The organism is Antarcticibacterium flavum, from assembly GCF_006159205.1.
In the GTDB taxonomy this organism is placed as follows: domain Bacteria; phylum Bacteroidota; class Bacteroidia; order Flavobacteriales; family Flavobacteriaceae; genus Gillisia; species Gillisia flava.
Genome location: NZ_CP040812.1, coordinates 1,461,097 through 1,483,073, shown reverse-complemented (window position 1 = coordinate 1,483,073; position 21,977 = coordinate 1,461,097). Strand labels below are relative to the sequence as shown.

Annotated in this window: 15 protein-coding genes; 10 read left to right on the top strand and 5 right to left on the bottom strand. The window is 44.2% G+C overall.

Annotation, left to right across the window (positions count from 1 at the left end; genetic code table 11):
• Positions 1 to 114 precede the first annotated feature (114 nt).
• Positions 115 to 1,182 carry an IS110 family RNA-guided transposase gene (locus FHG64_RS06140; protein WP_139065601.1) on the bottom strand — a complete coding sequence of 356 codons (1,068 nt, stop codon included), beginning with the start codon at positions 1,180 to 1,182 and terminating at the stop codon, positions 115 to 117.
• A 371-nt stretch (positions 1,183 to 1,553) separates the two neighbouring features.
• Between FHG64_RS06140 and FHG64_RS06130 the strand changes: the two genes are divergently transcribed.
• The 8 genes from FHG64_RS06130 to FHG64_RS06095 all read left to right on the top strand — a co-directional run bounded on the left by FHG64_RS06130 (position 1,554) and on the right by FHG64_RS06095 (position 14,173).
• Positions 1,554 to 3,485 carry a tetratricopeptide repeat-containing sensor histidine kinase gene (locus FHG64_RS06130; protein ID WP_139065600.1) on the top strand — a complete coding sequence of 644 codons (1,932 nt, stop codon included), beginning with the start codon at positions 1,554 to 1,556 and terminating at the stop codon, positions 3,483 to 3,485.
• A 150-nt stretch (positions 3,486 to 3,635) separates the two neighbouring features.
• Positions 3,636 to 4,022, top strand: a complete 387-nt coding sequence (locus tag FHG64_RS06125; protein WP_139065599.1) for a hypothetical protein — start codon at positions 3,636 to 3,638, stop codon at positions 4,020 to 4,022.
• Between the two features lie 1,031 nt (positions 4,023 to 5,053).
• Positions 5,054 to 5,827 (top strand): hypothetical protein, encoded by a 774-nt coding sequence (locus FHG64_RS06120; protein WP_139065598.1) that lies wholly within the window; start codon positions 5,054 to 5,056, stop codon positions 5,825 to 5,827.
• A 647-nt stretch (positions 5,828 to 6,474) separates the two neighbouring features.
• The gene (locus FHG64_RS06115) at positions 6,475 to 7,209 is read left to right on the top strand and encodes a hypothetical protein (protein WP_139065597.1); all 735 of its coding nucleotides are present in this window, start codon (positions 6,475 to 6,477) and stop codon (positions 7,207 to 7,209) included.
• Complete coding sequence (locus FHG64_RS06110; protein ID WP_139065596.1) at positions 7,206 to 9,971, top strand: carboxypeptidase-like regulatory domain-containing protein; 2,766 nt, start codon at positions 7,206 to 7,208, stop codon at positions 9,969 to 9,971. The genes FHG64_RS06115 and FHG64_RS06110 overlap by 4 nt, the downstream gene beginning before the upstream one ends.
• Before the next feature lie 24 nt (positions 9,972 to 9,995).
• Positions 9,996 to 11,207 (top strand): DUF4249 domain-containing protein, encoded by a 1,212-nt coding sequence (locus FHG64_RS06105; protein ID WP_168191324.1) that lies wholly within the window; start codon positions 9,996 to 9,998, stop codon positions 11,205 to 11,207.
• Between the two features lie 11 nt (positions 11,208 to 11,218).
• Complete coding sequence (locus tag FHG64_RS06100) at positions 11,219 to 12,415, top strand: DUF4249 domain-containing protein (RefSeq protein ID WP_139065594.1); 1,197 nt, start codon at positions 11,219 to 11,221, stop codon at positions 12,413 to 12,415.
• Between the two features lie 3 nt (positions 12,416 to 12,418).
• Positions 12,419 to 14,173: a hypothetical protein gene (locus FHG64_RS06095; RefSeq protein WP_139065593.1), complete on the top strand. Its 1,755-nt coding sequence runs from the start codon at positions 12,419 to 12,421 to the stop codon at positions 14,171 to 14,173.
• Positions 14,174 to 15,214: 1,041 nt separating this feature from the next.
• Here FHG64_RS06095 and FHG64_RS06085 read toward each other — a convergent pair.
• The 4 genes from FHG64_RS06085 to FHG64_RS06075 all read right to left on the bottom strand — a co-directional run bounded on the left by FHG64_RS06085 (position 15,215) and on the right by FHG64_RS06075 (position 20,561).
• On the bottom strand, positions 15,215 to 15,682 hold the full coding sequence (locus FHG64_RS06085) for a DUF1905 domain-containing protein (RefSeq protein WP_139065592.1): 468 nt from the start codon (positions 15,680 to 15,682) through the stop codon (positions 15,215 to 15,217).
• 898 nt (positions 15,683 to 16,580) lie between these two features.
• Positions 16,581 to 17,042: a hypothetical protein gene (locus FHG64_RS06080; protein ID WP_139065591.1), complete on the bottom strand. Its 462-nt coding sequence runs from the start codon at positions 17,040 to 17,042 to the stop codon at positions 16,581 to 16,583.
• A gap of 248 nt (positions 17,043 to 17,290) precedes the next feature.
• On the bottom strand, positions 17,291 to 17,425 hold the full coding sequence (locus FHG64_RS19775; protein ID WP_262710276.1) for a hypothetical protein: 135 nt from the start codon (positions 17,423 to 17,425) through the stop codon (positions 17,291 to 17,293).
• 1,579 nt (positions 17,426 to 19,004) lie between these two features.
• Positions 19,005 to 20,561, bottom strand: a complete 1,557-nt coding sequence (locus tag FHG64_RS06075) for a protein adenylyltransferase SelO (protein ID WP_139065590.1) — start codon at positions 20,559 to 20,561, stop codon at positions 19,005 to 19,007.
• A 244-nt stretch (positions 20,562 to 20,805) separates the two neighbouring features.
• On the opposite strand from FHG64_RS06075, the gene FHG64_RS06070 reads away from it, so the two are divergent.
• Both FHG64_RS06070 and FHG64_RS06065 read left to right on the top strand, forming a co-directional pair.
• Positions 20,806 to 21,300 carry a c-type cytochrome gene (locus FHG64_RS06070; RefSeq protein WP_139065589.1) on the top strand — a complete coding sequence of 165 codons (495 nt, stop codon included), beginning with the start codon at positions 20,806 to 20,808 and terminating at the stop codon, positions 21,298 to 21,300.
• A gap of 72 nt (positions 21,301 to 21,372) precedes the next feature.
• Complete coding sequence (locus FHG64_RS06065; RefSeq protein ID WP_139065588.1) at positions 21,373 to 21,966, top strand: fasciclin domain-containing protein; 594 nt, start codon at positions 21,373 to 21,375, stop codon at positions 21,964 to 21,966.
• Positions 21,967 to 21,977: the final 11 nt, after the last annotated feature.

The following is a 21,977-nucleotide window of genomic DNA, read 5'->3' as shown; positions in this document are numbered from 1 at the left end:
CTGCAGTGTCTTGTTCAGCATTAAAGGATAATGAGCCGTAGTCTCTCCGATAACAGTCGCAAAATCGCTGCAGTGGAAAGTGAACGGTCTCATTGGATTGAAATTTTATAGAGATTATACAACTTCTAATTTATATAGTTCTTTGTTCTTTAGAACAAATCGTATTCTTCTTAATAGCTTTTTTGCAATTCTAATGATTGCTTTATTTGGCATTAGACCTTTGTGACATAATTCGGCATATCTGCAAGCTAATGCAGGATCCTTTTGAACCGCTATCCAGGAAGCCTCTATTAAAAGTGGTCTTAAAATAACCTGAGCTCGTGAGGTAATTTCGCCAACACTTTCTTTTTCTCCAGAGGATTTTGTGGAAGGAACAAAGCCTATAAAACTGCAAAGTTGATCAAAAGTTTTAAACCGATTCATATTCTCTAATTCAGTTAAAAAGGCCATAGCTATTACCAGTCCGATTCCTGGTACACTCCGAAGCAGTTTCACATCTTGTTCATATCTGCTGGTTCTGGAGAGTTCAGTTATTTGTTTTGTAATGCATTTTTTTTTCTCAGCTAGTCGCTCATAATCCTCCAGCAATCCATTTAAAGTTAGCCGTAGAGACAAACTCAAGTCAATTTCTTTTAACCAATTTATCAATCTTTTCGGCCACCTCCCTTCTGGGATATCTTCTGGTACTTTGAGGCCATTTAAATTGATAAACGATCTTATTCTGTTTTTTGTTCTGGATAATTCCTTTACAACAGTATTTCTATACCTGCAGAGACTTCTGTCATCTAAACACTCCTGGGAGGGAACATAGATGGGAGTAAGATCTCTATTCTGCAAGGATTTTGCAATTTTTCTACTGTCCCTTACATCTGTCTTCTGAACCTTCTCTTTAATGGTCGTAGGGATATCAGCTGCATTGACCACAATAGAATTAATCCCTAATTTAAGAAGTTGATAATGAGGCCAAAATCCAGCAAATCCAGCTTCATAGGCACTAAAATAGTTTCCTCCGGGAAATTTCTTGTCCAAATAATGCCGGAGAGTCTCTGGACTTGCAGGTGCATTAAAGGTTTTGGAAAATAGCCCCATCATTGTCGTAATATTCCAGCTCTTTTTATGAGTGTCAATGCCCACAAAAATATCTTTGCCCGTATAGTCTAATTTTGTAACTTGCTTTTGCATAAGTTTCAGTTTTAGAGTTAGTTATCACCTTTAAATTACTCTACTTTTCTGAAACTTGTGCTTTTTTATACAAACATAGGACCTCTCCACTTTTTTCAACCTACAACCTACAACCTACAACCTACAACCTACAACTCACAACCGACAACTGACAACTGACAACCGACAACCGACAACCGACAACTTTTTTTTCAACCTACAACCTACAACCTACAACCTTCTAACCCGTCCCAACTATCCACTCTCCACTTTTTTCAACCTACAACCTACAACTGACAACTGACAACTGACAACCGACAACCGACAACCGAGACCCACTTTTTCTAACGACTAACGACTAAAGACTAACGACTTTTCCCTAATTTCGTAAAATGCAATTCCCCCAATTCAAGCTTTACCTGTTTAGCCTGCTATTACTCCTTAACACCGCCTGCGACAGCAGCGGGGAAGGGCAGGAGATTGCTGTGAGCGAGGCTGCGCCAGGGGAGGCGGCTTATTATTTTGAACACGCCAAACAGGCGGAAGGATCTGAAGAGAAGATCCAATTTCTCAATGCCGCACTGAAGGCTATGGATGAGGAAAGTGACAGTCTGCTAATCAATCTACTCGACTTCAAGATTTATTATCACAAGGACCTGAAACAACGCGACAGCGCCTATTTCTTTGCCGACAGCCTTATAAGGGCATCAGAGGGGAATGGGGATTTCACAGGAATAGGGCTGGGGTATTACCGCCTCTCCAAGCTTAATTTCGATGAGGATGACCATATAGGGGTTTTTAAGAACGCCTTCGAGTCCCGCCGATTCTATCTCGCCGCCGGTGACAGTTTGAAGTTTGGGCGCAGGTCTATGGAAATGGCCAATGCCCAGGTGCGCACCGGTGATTATACCGGCGCTCGTGAAAGTGCTACCGAGGCGCTGAGGTTCCTGGAGCAGGAGGCAGATTCGGTGTACCTTAGCAGTGCCTATAACGCCATCGCGATCACTTACAGGATGCATGGTTTCCATGCAGACGCAATCCGTGAATATGAGAATGCCCTAAGATATTTCACCTCGCGGGATGACAGCATCTCCTACCTTAACAACAAGGCCCTCGCCCTGCAGGACCTGCAGCGGTATGAGGAAGCTGTTGACATCCTGAGGAACCTGCTGGAAACAGAGCAGGAGGTAAAAAAGGTTTCCCGCGCAAGGCTGCTGGATAATCTGGCATATACAAAATGGCTGCAGGACCCAGATGCCAATGTGGAGGAGGAACTTTTAACCGCAACGCAAATGCGCAGGGATGCCGGGGACCGGGATGGCCTGCTGGCAAGTTATGATCACCTCACGCAGTTCTATGAGAGAAAGAATGACCAACAGGCACGGCAATATGCCCTAAACTGGCTGGAAACTGCCGAACTTTACAATAACCCTTCCTCCCGTCTCAATGCGATGAAATATTTGCTGCAGCTACCCGGTGATGGCGGGGAGGATTATGCCGTGGAATATGTGCGGCTTAATGACAGCCTCAACACTGCTTCCCTGCAGGCCAAGAACAGCTTTGCCAAGATACGTTTTGATGAGGAGCGCAAGCTGCAGGAGATAGCTGCCCTGGAAACTCACAGTGCCCTGCAGCAGCTGGAAACCCAGCGGCTTCGCAATACTACTTCCATCATTCTGCTTGTGGTGCTGCTGGTGGTACTCGCGCTTTTCTTTCTTATCTATTATCTACGGCAGCGGTACAGGAAGGAAAAGGTGCAGGAGGTTTACAGGACAGAGAGCAGGATCTCCAGGATGATTCATGATGAGCTGGCCAATGACATTTTCAACGTGATGAGCAGCCTGGAGCAGGTGGTGCCCGAGCCGGTTATAGACAAACTGGAAAAGGTATACCTGCGCACCCGCGATATTTCCCGGGAGAACAGCGAGATCGATACCGGTCCGCAGTACTTGCAGTCACTGGTGGCAACACTTTCTACCAACACCCCGCCTGGTGCCCGGCTTATCCTTAGAGGCGAGAACGAGGTGAACTGGGAGAAGCTGTCAAAGGAGAAGAAACTGGTGCTCTATCGCGTGCTGCAGGAGCTTATGGTGAATATGAAGAAGCACAGCAACGCCAAACTGGTGGCGGTTACTTTTGCTGAAACATCGGGCAGGATGGAAGTGAATTATTCCGATACCGGCACCGGACTGCAGCCGGAAAATTTTAATCCGGGTAACGGCCTGCGGAATGTGCAGAACAGGCTGGCTTCCATCAACGGCAAGATCAGTTTCGAACCCAATGAGAATGGCTTCAAAGCGATGCTTGCTATCCCTTTAAAATAGTTTCGGTTATTTTTCTGCGGAAGGCTTCTCCTTCTGCTGAAAGTTTAAAAAATCCCCCTTCAAATTTCTGAAACCGAAAAATTTTCTGAAATAATTAAGAATATCCCATGCAGGGTGTGTGTGGTCCAATATTTTGATTATCTTACCTTTATGAAAATCACCCTGCTATTTTTGCTCGTATTGACCACCACTTCTGGAATTTCACAGGAAGTGTACACCAGCCACGCCACCCAGCATTTCCCATCGGCTGAAGTTATATCGATGGACCGGGTGATCACGGTAGACGATCAAAAGATCACTATCAAGTCAGTAACCAACGAGAACAAAGTGAAGATCCAGACCCTGCAAATCACCGGCAAGGTTACAAATTATGATAACGGTTATTCCTTCGTGGAATACCGCTGCACCACCAGGAACAGCCGTTCCCCCAGCACCGTGATCATCAAAAAAGACCGTCCCTCCTTCATCACCCTTCTGCAACCCTCCCTCACAGACCACAACACCCTGGAAGAACTCAAGATCCTGCTTGATAGGTAGAAGAGAGACAAGAATCAAGAGACAAGAACCAAGAGAAAAGAACCAAGAGACAAGAACCAAGAGACAAGACAAAACAAATCTGGAGTCTGGAGTCTGGACCGGTTTTTTTTTGCGACTCAAACTTTACATCTCCTTTTAAAACTCTGTTTTTAAGCTAATATTAGCCTCGAAGTAAAGAGAATTACCTTTGCCAAAAAAAATCACAACCTAGAACCTTAGAACCTACGACCTACAACATTTTTAAAATTCCAAATCCCAAATTCCAAGCCCTTCTAACGACTAACAACTAAAGACTAACGACTAATTTTAACTACCATTAGCCTCGAAGTAAAGAAAATTAACCTCGCCAAAATAACCGACAACCCACAACCTACAACCGACAACATTTTTCAAATACCAAACACCAAACAACAAACATACAACGCAGCACCCCACTTTTCCCGCCACCCTTTAGGGAGGGGCAAAGCGGGAAAAGAGAAAGGAGTTAGTTAGGGTATTCTATGAAGACTTTTTTTACACTCTGCTCGCTTCTGCTTCAAGAATAATCCCGTTCCCGCAGTTCCCACCCCGCCCTTCGGGCACCCCTCCGCAGGAGGGGAAATCTTCAATTCCAAATTCCAAATTCCAAATCCCAAATCCCAAATCCCAAATCCCAAATCCCAAATCCCAAATCCCAAACTTCGCCCCAGGCCCCACTAACGTCTAACGACTAATGACTAACGACTAATCCATCCAACTCCGTGCAACTCCATTTTTTCAACTTCTTTAAAACTCTGTGTTTAAACTACCATTAGCCTCCTAGTAAAGAAAATTAACCTCGCCCAAAAAATCAAACCTACAACCTACAACCTACAACCTACATCCTACAACCCACAACCTACAACCTACAACCTACAACCTACAACCTACAACCGACCACAGACAACCCACAACCCACAACCCACAACAGACAACCCACAACCCACAACTCACAACCCTGTAACATTTTCCCCCTCCAATCGTATTATTAGAAGGATTTTTATCTAAATCATATGAGAACAATTTTACTTTTGGTAGGTTTAATAGTTAGTGTTTCAGGATGTACTCCTATGAAACCCGCTTTATCCAATTCCGGAATGGCTGAGGTGCAGAGTCTGGACGTAAAGGGAAGACAGGGATTGTTGATCAATCAAAAGCTGTCATTTGGGGAGTTTCAAACTTCTAAAGTAAAACGCTCCTGGACCAGGGGCAGGGAAGGAGGTTTTGGCGTGCCCGTTGGAGCCGGCGGTCGCGATATACTGTCTTATACAACCATTGAAAAGGCCCAGACTTTCTCTTTTCAAATGGAAGACATTCACGGAAACCGCGCAATCGTTTATGCAATATCTGAATTCGCTGCGGAAGAACTGCAGCTAAATAAAAATCTTGGGGGGCTGGTGGAGGATTTTTTCGGAGTAACCCTCTCCGGAAATAACATTTTTTACCTGCAGCTTTTTATCAATAATGAATTCCAGCCCTGGGAACTTATCCTTAATAATGAAGCCGCACAGGTATTCGCAAAGGAGTACAAAGGTTTGTTTGCCGCAAGTGAGGAACAATACTATGTCTTAAAACCAATTACAAAAATTGAAGGAAAAAAGGGTCCTCAAAATTTAATCATGGGTTCCATTGGTTATGAGATCTTTAATAAAAACGAAGAACCCGTAGCTGCGGTTTCCCTTGTTGATGCAGGCCGGGTCTTTTTCCATACCACAGATCCTTCAGAACGATTCCTGCTGGCCAACCTCTGCGCAGCCCTTTTGTTGCAAGAAGATATCGCCGAATAACCTCCGATAGAATATCCGGCAGGTACAGGGGAATTCAATTCCGCTTTATTCGTTTATACTTCAAGAATAATCCCGTTCCCGCAGCTCCCACCCCACCTTTCGGGCACCCCTCCGGAGGAGGGGAAATTTTTTCCGCGCAATCCGTTTCCCTCCGTGCAACTCAATTTTTTAAACTCCCTTCAAAACTCTGTGGTTAAAATACTATTAGCCTCGAAGAAAAAAAAATTAACCTCGCAAAAAAATCACAAACCTACAAACCTACAACCTACAACCTACAACCTACAACCTACAACTACAACCGACAACCCACAACCCACAACCCACAACCCACAACCCACAACCCACAACCCACAACCCAGTAACACGTCCCAACTATCCACTCTCCACTTTCCACTCTTCACAATTTTTCAACCTACAACCTACAACATACAACCTACAACCTACAACAGACAACCTACAACAGACAACCGCCAACAGACAACCGACAACAGACAACCAACAACATTTTCCAACAAACCTTCATCATTTCCAAAAATCTTCTTAATTTCAACCCTTCAGCAGGAACCGTTCCCTACAATCGTATTGCTTTGAGGCTAATTTTCAGCCTTATTTAGATACTCCTGCCTCATCAATCATCAAGAGTCACTATGAAGAGTTTAAATTGGCCTTTCCTGTTCCTTTTTTCAGCAATCATCAATATTCCCCCTCTCGCGGCGCAGGAGGCGCAGGATCCCATGGCTGCCTATAAGTGGTTTGACGCCGTGGTGGGAAAGGAGAATACAGGCCTTTTTAATGGGATAGAATATATCGAGCAGCACGTGACAGTAAATGACCGGCAAAAATTCCTGGGCAGCATCTACTACTCTCCCGGAAGCCTTGTTTATGAGGGACAGCCCTACTATGAGGTCGATATGAAATACAATGTCTATGATGACCTGTTATTACTGCGGGGTACGGGAAGCAAGCCTTTGCAAATTCACCAATCCAGGATTGCGGAATTCCACCTGGATGGCTATGACTTTATAAATATCAATGCCGATACTACCGCTGCGGTACACGGATTTTATGAAGTGCTGCTGGAAACAGGACAACTAAAACTGCTGAAGAAGCACAGGAAAAAATACCGGAAATTCCTGGACAGATCTTATACTTACTATGAATTCTACGACGATACTCCGGGATATGCCATCGCAATTGAAGAGGATTTTCATCCTGCCAATTCCCGGCGGGAGGTTATAAGTGCTTTTCCCGGTAATGCCCGTGAGATAAGGCGGTTCTACCGCGAGCGGCGGAAGCTGTCAAAGAACAATCCCGATATTTTTATGAGGGAACTGGCGGGAAGGCTGGAACAATTGTCTCATTCTAATACAGCTGGGAAATGAAGAAATTATTACTGATAGCGCTTTTCTTTTGTTTCCAGATCTCTCAGTCACAGGAGCAGGAAAAACAAGTTTCTATAAATTTTGAGAATGCCCTTATTCCTGAAGTTCTCGAGCAGTTAAAGCAAACTACCAATCTTCAGTTTTATTATGTGGAAGCCTGGTTTGAGAACAGGAGGGTGAGCGGCAAGTATCAAAACGCCCCGGTAACGAAGGTGCTCGAGGAGATCTTTAAGGATACCTACATCAACTATTATTTTATGGATGGGGGCCGCGTTGTGCTCACCCGTAACAATATCATCTACGACGAGCTGCCCCGCGGTTTCTTTGAGGAAAAACAGGAAGCCGTGGCAGAGCGGGAAGTAGAGGAAGAGGCCTATGATCCTGTTTTCTATACCGGGAATAAGACCGCGACCACGGCGCCTATGGAAACCGTTTATATTGGAAGGGAAGACAGGGCGACGAACAGGAGCAGGTTGAGTTTATCTGGTTATATCTATGACCGCGAGACCGGGGAGCCAATTCCCAATCTCGCGGTATTGGTACGGGGCCGTAATATTGGTGCGGTGACCAGTGATTCTGGTTTTTATTCCCTGCAGCTGCCGGCCGGGGAGAATATCCTCGAAACGCGCAGCCTGGGGAGCGAAAATCTGCAAATGCGGGTGGTGATCTATAATGACGGGGAGCTGAACTTACAATTATCTGAAAATTTCGAAGCCCTGGGCGAGGTTTTCCTCGAATCCAATCTTGATAAGAATGTGAAGAATGCCTACGCCGGGGAGGAGACAATTGATGTAAGGGAAATAAGGAACATTCCGCTTATTTTGGGTGAGCGTGACATTATGAGGGTAGCTACAACCCTGCCCGGGATCTCCACTGCCGGGGAAGGCGCGGCGGGCTTCAATGTACGGGGCGGGAATGCAGATCAAAACCTTATCCTGCTCGATGATGCGGTGATGTATAATCCCGCGCATTTCTTCGGAATATTTTCTGCTATCAACCCCTTCACCACCGGCGATGTGACTATTTATAAAGGCAGCATCCCCGCGCAGTACGGGGGCAGGTTGTCCTCTGTCTTTGACCTGCGTACCAAAGATGCAAATACTGAAAAATTCTCAGGGGAGGTTTCTATAGGGCCCGTTACTGGGAATGTGGCCCTGGAGGTCCCAATTATCAAGGAAACTTCCGGATTGCTGGTGGGGGTGAGGAGCACCTATAGCGACTGGATCCTGAAAAGCCTTGATGAGGAAACCCTGAGCGACAGGAGTGCTTCTTTCTATGACGGTAATATCAAGTACAACCACAAATTCAGCGATAATACAGATCTAAGCGTAACTGGCTATTACAGCAGGGACTCCTTCAGCATCACTGCCGATTCCCTTCACAGGTTTTCCAACCGAATGGCCACCATCAGGCTTAATCATAAACTTTCTGACAGGCATCGTGGGAGCGTGATCCTTACCAATAGCGATTATGCTTTTGATATAGATTATGACAGCGATTTCAGCAATAATTTCACATCGGGTTACAACATCAATGAGACCGAGGCAAAGCTGAATATGGACTTTCAGTTAAACCCCAAACACCGCTTTAACTACGGGATATCGGGAAAACTCTATAATGTGATGCCGGGAGAGATCGCGCCCCTGGGGGAAAATTCCATAGTGAGGCCCCTGCGGCTGGATACCGAGAGGGGGCTGGAAGGCGCGGTATACTTCGAGGACAGTTTTAATGTGACAGATAAGTTGCTGGTGAATGCCGGGATTCGGTTTTCGGTTTTTGCCGCGCTTGGTGCCCGGGAGCAGAACATCTATGAGCCGGGAGTACCAAGGCGATTGTCAACAAAAATTGAGAGGCGCGAGTATGATGACAATGAATTTATGGAGACCTATGCCGGGCCCGAAGTGCGCTTAAGCAGCAGGTATCTGCTCACCCGGGATCTTTCAGTCAAAGTGAGTTATAACAATACCTACCAGTACATTCACAGCCTTTCCAATAATACCACCGCGTCGCCTACAGATACGTATAAACTCAGTGACATCAACATCGCTCCACAGCGGGCAAATCAATACTCCCTTGGTTTTTATCAAAATCTGGATAATAACACTTATGAGTTAAGTGTGGAAGGCTTCTATAAAACTTCAAATAATATCCTTGACTACAAAGTGGGGGCAGAGATGTTCCTCAATGAAGCTATTGAGACCGAAGTGCTGCAGGGAGAAGGCAGGGCTTATGGAGCAGAATTCCTGCTGAAAAAAACCATAGGAAAGTTAAACGGCTGGCTGGGGTATACCTATTCCAGGTCCTTCATCAAGCTGGACAGCGAATTTCGTGAAGAGCGGGTGAACAACGGGGAATATTTCCCTTCCAATTTTGACAAGCCACACGACCTGAGTATGGTGGCCAATTACAAGATCACAAAACGCTTCAGCTTTTCTGCCAATTTCGTTTACCAAACAGGAAGGCCGGTAACGGTGCCGGTGGGCAAATTTGTCGAGGGAGGCTCACAGTACGTGATGTACAGTAACAGGAATGAATACCGCATCCCCGATTATTATCGCCTGGATGTAAGTTTCAACGTGGAAGGGGATCACAGGATAAAGAAATTTGCCCACAGCTTCTGGAATATTTCAGTGTATAATGTGTTGGGCAGGAATAACCCTTACTCGGTATTTTTTGTGACCGAGGCAGGAGAGGTAAAGGCATACCAGAGTTCCATATTTGCGATCCCGGTGCCTACCATTACGTATAATTTCAGGTTTTAACCTTCAGCAAAAGAGAAAATGAAAATGATCGACAGATATTACCGTGGGCTCCTTATGCTGTTCTTAACCGCGCTGCTGCAAGGTTGTATAGAGCCATATGATTTTGAAGCGGAATCCTATGAAAATATTATGGTGGTGGAAGCCAATATTACAGATGAATTCAAACGGCAGGAGGTACTGCTTACAAGATCCTTTATGGTGGGGTATGACACCCCTATGCCACAATCTGCAAGCGTATGGGTATATGATGACAGCGGGAATAGTTACTTATTTAGGGAGGTGGAGCCGGGGAGGTATCTATCTCTTGAGGAATTTGCTGCGGTGCCAAACAGAAATTACCGGCTTCATATTACAACTACTACAGGGCGATATGAATCCCATCCAACCACCCTGGAGGAAAGCAGCCCAATTGATGATCTTTACGCCCGGCGCACTACCTTTAATGGGGATGATGGGGTGGCGCTGTTGATAGATAACTATAATCCAGAGGATGCTGCCACATATTTTCGCTATAAATATGAAGAGACCTATAAGATCATTTCCCGTTATTTCCACGACTTTGATATGGTATATGAGGACGGGCAATTCCGGGAGGTGCCAAAAACAAAGGAGGAAAGGATTTGTTACAACACTGTTCCCTCCAATGATATCATTCTGGCAGCCACTACCTCGCTGCAAGAGAATAACCTGGAAGGTTTCCTGGTGAGGTTTATAGACAGCCGTAATCCAATTGGTTCCAGGCGCTACAGCATCCTTTTAGAGCAACAGGCCCTTTCGCCGGAAGCTTTTACATACTATGAAACTTTGAAAAAATTATCGGGATCAGATAATGTTTTTTCCCAGAATCAGCCCGGTTTCGTGACCGGAAATATATATAAGGTAAACGATCCCGAAGAAATGGTCGTGGGGATGTTCAATGTTTCCTCGGTTTCTTCAAAAAGGATCTATTTCAATTATTCCGATTTTTACGGACCTGAATACGACCGGCCACATTTCACCGATGATTGTGATATTAGTACTCCGCCTATTAATCCGCAGGAAGCAGCAGATAATGTGATCGCATTCCTCGAACTGGGATGGATAAAATACCTGGGCTTATCCCATCTTGCCGGAGAGGAAACAGGAGTGATAGGAGCTATAGATGATGTAGGCCCATATATGTTTGTGAATGCAGAATGTGTAGATTGTACCCTGCTGGGCACGAATGAGGTACCCGATTTTTGGGAGGAAGAATAAAAAGATCGAAGATGAAAATAATTGGTAAATATAATCCGCGATTCCTTTTGCTGTTCTTAACCGTACTGCTGCTGCATAGTTGTATAGAACCCTATGATTATGAAGCTGAAACCTTTGAGGACGCCCTTGTGGTGGAAGCAACTATTACAGATGAATTGAAAAGGCAGGAAGTGCTGCTCACAAGATCGTTTATGGTAGGAGGCAACACCCCTGCGCCACAAACCGGGGCAGATGTAAGGATCACAGATGAGAGCGGAAACATATTTCTCTTTGAGGAAGCAGAACCGGGAAGATATTTTTCCCGGGAGGAATTTGCTGCAGTTGCCGGCAGGAATTACCGGCTGCATATCGTCGTTGCGGGAAGCGAGTATGAGTCAGATCCCACCACACTTCAGGTAAGCAGCCCGATTGATGAGTTGTACGCCCGCCGCACCAATTATAATGGTGATGATGGTGTAGCTTTGTTTATTGATAATTATAATTCACCAGATGCTGCCCGCTACTACCGCTATAAATATGAAGAAACTTATAAGATCATTTCCCGCTATTCCAATATTTTTGACCTTACTTATATAGATGGGGAGTTTGTGGAGGTTCTAAAAACTAAAGAAGAGACGACTTGCTATAATACGGTAGCCTCCAATGATATTATCCTGGCTGCAACCACTTCCTTACAGGAGAATAATTTGGAGGGATTGCTGGTGCGCTTTATCGAAACCGGTAATCCCATAAGCTCCAGGCGTTACAGCATCCTGGTCAGGCAATATGCCCTGTCGCCCGAGGCTTTTGCCTACTATGAAACCCTGAAAAAATTGGCAGGAGCAGACAATGTTTTTTCTCAAAATCAGCCGGGATTTGTGGTGGGGAACATTTATAATGTAAACGATCCCGAAGAGAAGGTGGTAGGAATGTTCAATGTATCCTCCTTTTCCTCAAAAAGGATCTATTTCAATTATTCAGATTTTTATGGGCCGCAGGACAGCAGGCCTCATTTTACAGATGATTGTGATATAGGTACACCTTCCATAATTCCGCAGCCACGAGAAGAGAATTTGATCTCCCTGCTGGAAATGGGGTGGGTAAAATATTTAGGGCCTTCAGGTTTATCGGGTGAGGACGCGGGTCCTTACCAGGTAGTGAATGCTGAGTGTGTGGACTGCACCCTGCTGGGAACAAATGAGGTTCCGGAATTTTGGTTAGAAGAATAAGGTATGACAGAAATTAAAAGATCAATAAAATTTTTTCTCCTGCTTTTTAGCAGCGTGGTGATGGCTCAAACCAACCTTAGCCCGGCACAGGCCGGGGGGGTTGCCCAAATCCCGCAGGAACAGGTTTTTGTGCATTATAATAACTCCCTCTTATTTGCCGGGGAGTATATCTATTATAAGATATACACCCTGGATGCGGGATCGAATAATCTCAGTTCGCTTAGCAAAGTTGCCTATGTGGAACTGCTGGGGGAGGATGGCAACCGGGTCTTCAGGCATAAACTGAAACTTGAAAATGGCACCGGCCGTGGGGATTTCTTTATACCCACAGCTGTGCCTTCGGGTAATTACAAACTACTGGGATATACGCAGTGGATGCTGAACGGGGGGGAGGAGAACATCTTCCGCAGTGATATCGCCATTCTTAATCCATACAGGGGCGACCAAAGTGCCGTTACTCCCACAGAAGATTCAGGAGTGAAACTTTCCCTAAGGATCTCTGCGGAAGGAGCTCAACAAGCCCCAACTGCTTCCGGTGATCTCAGCCTGCATATCACTAAGCAGAAATATTCTCCCCGGGAGCAGGTGTTGCTGAAGCTTAGCGGAAAAGGTAGCGCAGCAGAAGGAAACTATTCTGTTTCTGTTCGTAAAGCTGAAAATATTGGCCAACCCAAAATGCCGGGAGCACTAGATTTTGGAAAGTTATTCCACCAGGCCGATAGGGGTAATCCCACAGAAGTCTACCTTCCCGAACTCCGCGGGGAGCTGTTACAGGGTAAGATCGTGCCGGTGGGAGATGAAGGCTCTTCTGCAGTACAAAATAATAAGATCATCCTGTCCATCCCGGGAGACGATTACGTGGTTAAAGTAGCACGGACAAACGCCAGCGGGGATTTCTTTTTTAATGTAGATGGGGAATATTCAGGGGAGACTGCTTTTTTAGAACTCTTGGGAGATCAAAATAGCCAATACCAGATCCGGTTAGCAGAAACCCCGGCCGTAGACCCTAATAAGCTTAAATTCAATAGATTTTACATCACTCCGCAAATGGAGGAAATGATCGTGCAGCGCAGTGTTTACAATCAGATAGAGAACGCGTATTACGGCGTCAAACCAGATACCCTGTTAACCGGGGAATCGAGGAAGCCATTTTACGAAAAGAAAACCATCGAGTATGACCTTGATGATTATACCCGGTTTTTAACTCTCAGGGAGACTTTTATTGAGATCGTCAAAGAGGCTTATGTTCGTAATGTAAATGGCAGGCCCAATGTGATGGTACGGCCTTATTTGAATGCCACAGCCTCGGGAATGCCTCCGCTAATCCTGGTAGACGGGGTGGTAGTGCAGGACCACACCACCTTCCTCGATATCCCGGCCCCGGAAGTGCAAAGTATTAAGATTGTAAAAGACAACTACTACCTGGGGCCCCAGCTTTTCCAGGGGGTCCTGGATGTGCGAACCATCAATGGAAATTTCCACGAGAGGCTTACCGGGCAACATATTACCCTCCTGGAACTGGAAAAACCCCAACCCGCAAAGCGCTATTTTAAACAGCAGTACGATGGTGACAGCAATGAGAACATCCCAGATTTCCGCTATCAGCTTCTCTGGCAACCCGGGGTTAATTTCGAAAATAATGCAGCCACTTTAGAATTCTTCACCTCAGATGTCAAAGGCGACTTCGAGATCCACGTGGAAGGATTTACGGGAGATGGAAAGCCGGTGTCGCTTAGGGGGGAAATTAGGGTGGAGTAGGAGGTTGTCAGTTGTGGGTTGTCGGTTGTAAGTTGTAGGTTGTAGGTTGTAGGTTGTAAGTTTTAGGTTGTAGGTTGTAGGTTGTAAGTTGTAGGTTGAAAAAAGTGAAAAGAGGAGAGTGGAGAGTGGATAATTGGGGCTTGTTATGCTGTAGGGGTTGGGCTTGCCCCGACCCGGAATTTGTCGGTTGAAAAAAAGTTGTCAGTTGTCAGTTGTCAGTTGTCGGTTGAAAAGGTGTGAAGTTGTAGGTTGTATGTTGTAGGTTGAAAAAAGTGAAAGTGAAATTACAGTCTCAAAGAAAGATAGTTGGGAGCGTGTTAGAAGCGCCTTTCGGACACCCTTCCGCAGGTGGAGAATTCTTTTTCGCACAATCCTTTTAACTCCGTGGAACTCCATTTTTTAACTCCTTTTAAACTCTGTGTTTAAACTGCGATTACACTCGGAAAAAGAAGAATAATCTCGCCAAAAAAAATCCAACCGACAACCCATAACTGACAACCGACAACATTTTCAAACCCCAAACCCCAAACCCCAAACTCCAAACCCCAAACATCAACGGAGCACCGCACTTTTCCCGCCACCCTTTAGGGAGGGGCAAAGCGGGAAAAGAGAAATTAGTTCAGAGCTTAAAAGTGGTCGACAATTTTAATTAGAAGATTTATTCTGCTCTCCGTTTTGTAGATTTGACAGGTGAAAAAAATCTCAGTCACGCAGTGCTCACCCCTCCCTTCGGGCACCCCTCCGCAGGAGGGGAAATCTTTTTCGCACAATCCTTTTAACTCCGTGTAACTCCCTTTTTTAAACTCCTTTTAAACTCTGTGTTTAAACTGCGATTACCCTCGAAAAAAGAAGATTAATCTCGCCAGAATAATTTAACCGACAACCCATAACTGACAACCGACAACATTTTTCAAACAACAAACCCCAAACCCCAAACAAACAAACTTCAACGGAGCAGATTACTTTTCCCGCCACCCTTTAGGGAGGGGCAAGGCGGGAAAAGAGGAATTAGTTCAGAGCTTAGAAGTGGCCGGTGAGCGTTTATCCTTGTTTCCTCTCAAGATTTTCTATTGCCTTAATTATTTTTTCAGATTTTTGATCGTCCGTTGCAACAGTCCAGATTTCGTTTAGAATTTCAGTCTGTTCTATTTTGTCCAAGAGTTCAAATATCTGCAAAACTTGTGCATCTTTGAAACACTCCAAAATCTCAGAAATGTCATTCGTTTCGCTTGGATTTTCGAGAAATATAGTGACAATTACAGTATCTCCACCAACTTTGTTTATTGCATTTCTAATTTCTGAATTTATGGATATTTTTTTGTCAGAATTTTTTACTGGTCCTAAATTCTTATTCTTTATTTTATAATTATCTATTGTTCCTGATACTTTTAATTCACCCCATTTTCCTTTAATATTTCTAGTGTTAGGTATTATCAACTGATAAGTCCAGGCTCCATTTCCAGGAATATATTGAAGCGTTAATTTTTCATTTTGGACAATGTAATTCATTCGTTTTTCATTTTTTAGTATAGTTCTTAAATTCCAGTTTGGTTCATTTTGTTTGCATTACTGTCAACGGTGAAATAAATCCGCGTAACGCCGTGCCCACCCCGCCCTTCGGGCACCCCTCCGCAGGAGGGGAAATCTTTTTCGCACAATCCTCTTAACTCCGTGCAACTCATTTTTAAACTCCTTTTAAACTCTGTGTTTAAGCCACAAATAAACTCGAAAAAAAGAAAATTAACCTCGCCAAAAAAAATTCAACCGACAACCCATAACCGACAACCGACAACATTTTCAAACCCCAAACTCCAAACTCCAAACAAACAAACTTCAACGGAGCAGATTACTTTTCCCGCCACCCTTTAGGGAGGGGCAAAGCGGGAAAAGAGAAATTAGTTCAGAGCTTAAAAGTGGTCGACAATTTTAATTAGAAGATTTATTCTGTTCTCCGTTTTGTAGAATTGACAGGTGAAAAAAATCTCAGTCACGCCGTGCCCACGCCGCCCTTCGGGCACCCCTCCGCAGGAGGAGAATTCTTTTTCGCACAATCCTTTTAACTCCGTGCAACTCATTTTTAAACTCCTTTTAAACTCTGTGTTTAAGCCACAAATAAACTCGAAAAAAAGAAAATTAACCTCGCCAAAAAAAATTCAACCGACAATCCATAACCGACAACCGACAACATTTTCAAACCCCAAACCCCAAACCCCAAACTCCAAACTCCAAACTCAAGCTCCACTAATGACTAAAGACTAACGACTAACGACTATCTAAAATTAGTCTCGAGAAAAAGTAGATGAAGCTCGCCAATAACGGTAAACAGTAAACAGAAAACAGCCCAAACAGCAAAGGCACTTAAAAAAGTGCCTTGCATTGAAATATAAACTTAAAACTAGCCGAAAAATTACATTTTATAGGTTTTTACCAGGCTTACTTCATTGTCATACCTGGCGGTGATCCTGCATACGCCGTTTTTTTCCTCCATGTCATAGATAATGCTTTTTCCAAAATCTTTCCACTGCATCTCATCGGTTTGCACCAGGTCGCGGGAGAAGGAGAACATATTGTACTTGGTTTCAGAAGCCGGCTCCAGGATCTTCCATTTATAGCAGATCTCCTCGCCATTTTCATTTTCCTTGAAGAAGAGTACTTTTCTTTGATCAAAGGTACCGCTACTTTTGGTTGTTACAGGATACTTATAATAAAGGTAAGGATCCCCGTTTTCTGAAATCCCGGAACAGAATGGGGTACCATGGGTATTAATGATATCACTTTTTGTATTTAGGATCTGTGCCTGTGCCGTGGTATGGCTGAAGGCAAACATTAAAAATCCGATTACAAACGTTAAACTTAAATTAGTTTTCATAGCGTCATTTTTTATAACCAAAAGGGGTTGTGAATCAGTTAAATATACAAAAATCAGGATATCCTGTGGTTAAACGATTCACAAAATTTTAATACCTGTGGAGCCTGAAGCAGCTGAAGCCTATTTATTACAGGCATGCGAACCCTGGGGGTCAATTGAAAAAATTTTAATAACGAAGGAACTAACCCTTAGAACTATAATTTACAGGGCAGGGTTAAACAAATAATGACCCTGGTGCATTCCGGATCCTATCGCACGAGGAAACTAAGGAATACCATAAATAAAAAGAAGAGGAAAACAGCTAAGTTATCGTAGCGCCTGTCCCTTTTTTTACGTGTACGCACCTTTTGTCTAAACAGCAAATATTCTTCCCGTGTACTCATAATAGTAGTTTTTAAAGTGGTTTTGAGTCCCTTTAAAATTTTTCAGGTCACGGCAATTTTTTTACAATTTATAAAGTTTTGATAAAATTCGCAAAAATTTTCCTACAGAATTTTAAGTATCAGGAATTTAAGAAGCCATAACTGCCGCTTTATTATTCCTGGCGCTATAAGAGGTCTAGTGAATTCACCCGGAGGTTTTAAAAAAAACCACTCACGATTTATTGCTAAAAATTTTCAGAAAAATTCCTTTATTTACCCCTCGGTAGGTCTAGTGGCAGAAGAAATGTTCTTCTAATGAAGTTAGATTTTTTCTTATAAACGAATCGGCAGATCGAGTGAATTCTGTCGACCGGCAGGGAGAAGGAATTTGTATCGAGAACGCCTTGGAGTACGAAAGGTTCTCGATACATTTTTCTCTTTTGCTATGGCTGCAGGAAAAAACACTACCATTGACGTATTTTAATTCTCTTACATTATCCAGGCGAGGTTATCAGCATTTCCTAGGACCGCCTTTTCTTTTTTGCTGCAATCCTCTCACTCTGGTCGTCGGTTGCAAGAAAAAGAACCAAAAAAGTCTAGGCTTACCAAAGCTTATCTAAATTTATCATTCGGTGGCTAAATTTTAGGAACTCGCGGGCAAATCCATTCTAGCAAGTTTAATCCGTTTCGCTCAAACAGCCTAAAATTCTTAACGCCCCTCTCATTTCAAATTTTACGATAAGCTTTCGTAGGCCGGGAAGGACCTTCAAACGAAAAATTAACTCAAATTGATGATTCTCCTACATCATCACCTCACGCTAATGAAAACATTTTTATTGGGGTCTCGATCTGACGGCAGAGGTTCTAATAATAACTGGATTATGTCACGTATTCCGTAAATATCAAGTATAAGTTAGCTTCACGCAGGGATCAAAAAACATTCGTGCATTCGTGGCAAAAAACTTTAGGAATTCTCATTCTTATTCTTAACTCCGAAGAGGTCTCGATACAATTTTTCCTTGCGCTCTCGCTACAGGAAAAACCACTCGACCTGACGCCGTATTTTTGAATGAAAACCCGTTCATGCAGAGATAAAAAACATTTGTGCATTCGTGGCAAAAAAATGTGAAACAAGAAACAAGAATCAAGAAACAGGACAAAAGAGTATTTTCCGCTCTGGTCCCTTTTTACTTCAAAATTATTTCCGGTCCCGCGGCCCACCCGGCCCTTCGGGCACCCCTCCGCAGGAGGGGAAATCTTTTCCGCGTAATCCTTTTAACTCCGTGCAAATCCCTTTTTTAGCTCCTTTTAAACTCTGTGTTTAAACTGCGATTACCCTCGAAAAAAGAAAATTAATCTCGCCAAAAAAAATTCAACTGACTACCCATAACCGATAACAGACAACATTTTCCAATTCCAAATTCCAAGCACGAACTTCCAAATTCCAAGCACCAACTTCCAAATTCCAAAACGGATGAACTAATTAACCACCCTTAAACAGAAAACAGAAAACAGAAAACAGAAAACAGTAAACAGTAAACAAACCAAACAACAAACCCCAAACCATACTAACGACTAACGGCTAACGACTAACGACTAACTAAGAACTACAAGACAACATTGAACACCCCGCCTTTTTCGACGCCCATTCGGGTCGCTTTTTGAAGAATTCGGGGTTGTTATCGTTATAAGGTTCTTTGAGTGCGTCCCTTAGTTTTTCAAAAAGGCTGTCGTCGCCGTTTTCAAGGCCCTCGATCGCCTGGTGAAGCAGGTAGTTGCGCAGCACGAAGTGCGGACTCGTTTTTTTCATTAGCTCTCTGGAAGCTTCAGCAGTGATGTTATTTTGATTACGACGGGAGGCATAACGCTTCAGGAGGTCAAGGAAAGCGGTTTTTGAGGGTTCTTCAGCTTCAGCATAAAAACTATCCTCAAAATGTTTCAGCAGTTGTTCATCACCTTCCGAAGCATTTAAAGGCATATCTATAAGTAACCGGTAGAAGATGGTCATATCGGGTTTTATTTGTGGAAGGACCTCTTCAAAATTGGAGATGAGCTTTTTGTCCTCCTCCCGCACTTCATCCAGGCCAAGTTTGTTGCCCATCATCAAATAATACCTGCTCCAGAAGGCTTCCTCATAGGTGTGCAGCACTTCTTCAAGACCTTCAGAATCATCAAAAAGTGGCAACAAGGCGCTGGCCAGCTTGCTTAAATTCCAGTAACCTATGGAAGGTTGATTACCAAACGCGTATCGGCGCCCGGGAAGATCGGTCGTATTCGGAGTGAAGGATGGGTCGTAATCATCAAGGAAGGAATAGGGGCCGTAATCTATGGTTTGCCCAAGGATGGACATATTATCTGTATTCATCACTCCATGCACAAAGCCTACCCGGTGCCACTCCACCATAAGAGCGGCGGTGCGGTCCACCACTTCTTTAAACCAGTCCAGGATCTTGTTTTCACCTGTAATATGTGGATAATGATTTTCTATTGTCCAGTCCACAAGGTTTTTGAGGTTCTCTACCTCCTTACGCACTGCCAGGCCTTCAAAATTCCCGAAGCGCAGGAAGCTTGGTGAGACCCGGCAAACCACAGCCCCGGGTTCATAGGCTGCATTGCCGTTATAAAACATGTCCCGAAGGATCTTTTCGCCGGTGCTTACCAGGCTCAAGGCCCTTGTAGTGGGAACGCCCAGGTGGTGCATCGCCTCGCTCATAAGATATTCCCTTACAGAGGATCGCAAAACCGCCCGGCCATCTGCATGCCTTGAATAAGCTGTGGGACCTGCGCCTTTGAGTTGTAGCTCCCACAACTTTCCCTCCTGTTGCAATTCACCCAGGCTTATAGCCCGGCCATCCCCCAGCTGCCCTGCCCAATTTCCAAACTGATGTCCGCTGTAACAGGCGGCATATGGCTTCATCGAGGAGGTGACTTTATTTCCTGCCAGGATATCCACGTCTTCCTTCCCGGGATGATCCAGGCCCATCTCCCCGGCAAGATCCTCTGTCCAGGCCAGGAGCTGTGGTTCCTCAACCGGGGTTGGCACTGCTTTGCTGTACAACACCCCCGGGGTTTGCCGGGGAGAGAGATCGCCGCTGTCATCCCCCGGGAAGGTGGAGACAAATTCGTTTTGAAATGCTATATCTTTTAATTGGGCCATGGAGTCCTTTTTTTGCTGAACTATAAAGATACTCTGCAGTCTTTCTTTCTGAAAATTTAAGCAGCACTTTACTTTTACTTTAACGCTAAAGACCCCTTTGCTGATAATTATCATATTTCCCACCGAACTATTCCTGTAATTTTCAAAGGATGTCGAAAAAGCTTTTTGCATTATGACTCCAGTCATATTACAGGGGGAACTTATAGGATAATTTTACCTCGCAATATAAATACATTTTAAAGCCATGAAAAATTTAATTAAATCCCTTAGCCTAATAGTTATCGCACTCTTTATGTTTTCCTGTGGAGACTCCACCAAGGAGGAAAAAGACGATGTGAAACTGGGTGATTACTCTGAAACTCCCGCCAAAAAAGAAACAGCCAGTACAGATCCTATGGAAAATAAAGGTATTGGACCTGTTAAAAACCTTGATGTGCCAGATGAAATAGATGCCGATATGGCTGCCCGCGGAGCCGATCTCTTTAAGAACATGTGCTCTGCCTGCCACAAAATGGATAAGAAATTCGTTGGCCCGGCAGTAGCAGGAGTTACAGAAAGACGTACCCACGAGTGGATCATGAACATGATCCTTAATCCCGAGCAAATGATCAAGGAAGATCCAATTGCCAGGAAACTGCTAATAGAGTCAAATATGGCGGTAATGGCCAACCAGAACCTCAAAGAAGATGAGGCGCGGGCGATCCTTGAGTATTTCAGGAACTATGACAGGGCCAACTAGGCTCTTTTAAAAAAGATTATTGAAGTAATTACTAACTAAATATTTTTTGCCTATTAACATAACCCTCTAACAATGAAAACAATCTCATCCTTTTTTTCAATTCTTCTTATCCTTGGAGTAATCCTGCTTACGGGATGTAAGCAAAGCGATACTGCAGAAGAAACAACCACTGCTGAAAGGCAGTCAACAACAGAATCCTCTTCCAACAAAGGCCAGGCCTTTATAGAAGATGAAGATTCTGAACCCAACGCCCTGCGTATCGCCATTGGTTCACCAGATCATTCTACCCTGGTAGCAGCAGTACAGGCTGCAGGGGTGGAGAATTCCCTGGTAAACGTGGGCCCGCTTACAGTTTTTGCCCCAACCAATGAAGCTTTTGACAAGCTGCCGGAAGGAACGGTGGACGAACTCCTGAAGCCTGAAAACAAGGGAAGATTGGCCTATATCCTTAAGCACCACGTAGCACCAAGCAACTATCCTATTGAAACTCTTATCAAAAACGTTGAGAAAGGAAGAACGCTTTATATGGCCTCTGGTGAGAATGTGGAAGTGACCCGTGAGGGAGATGACATCTATGTAGGAGGGACTAAAATAGTAGGTACTGTAAGAGCAAGTAACGGCTGGGTACACATAATAGAAGAGGTGATTCTGCCTAAAAGGGAATAAAATTTAAAAAG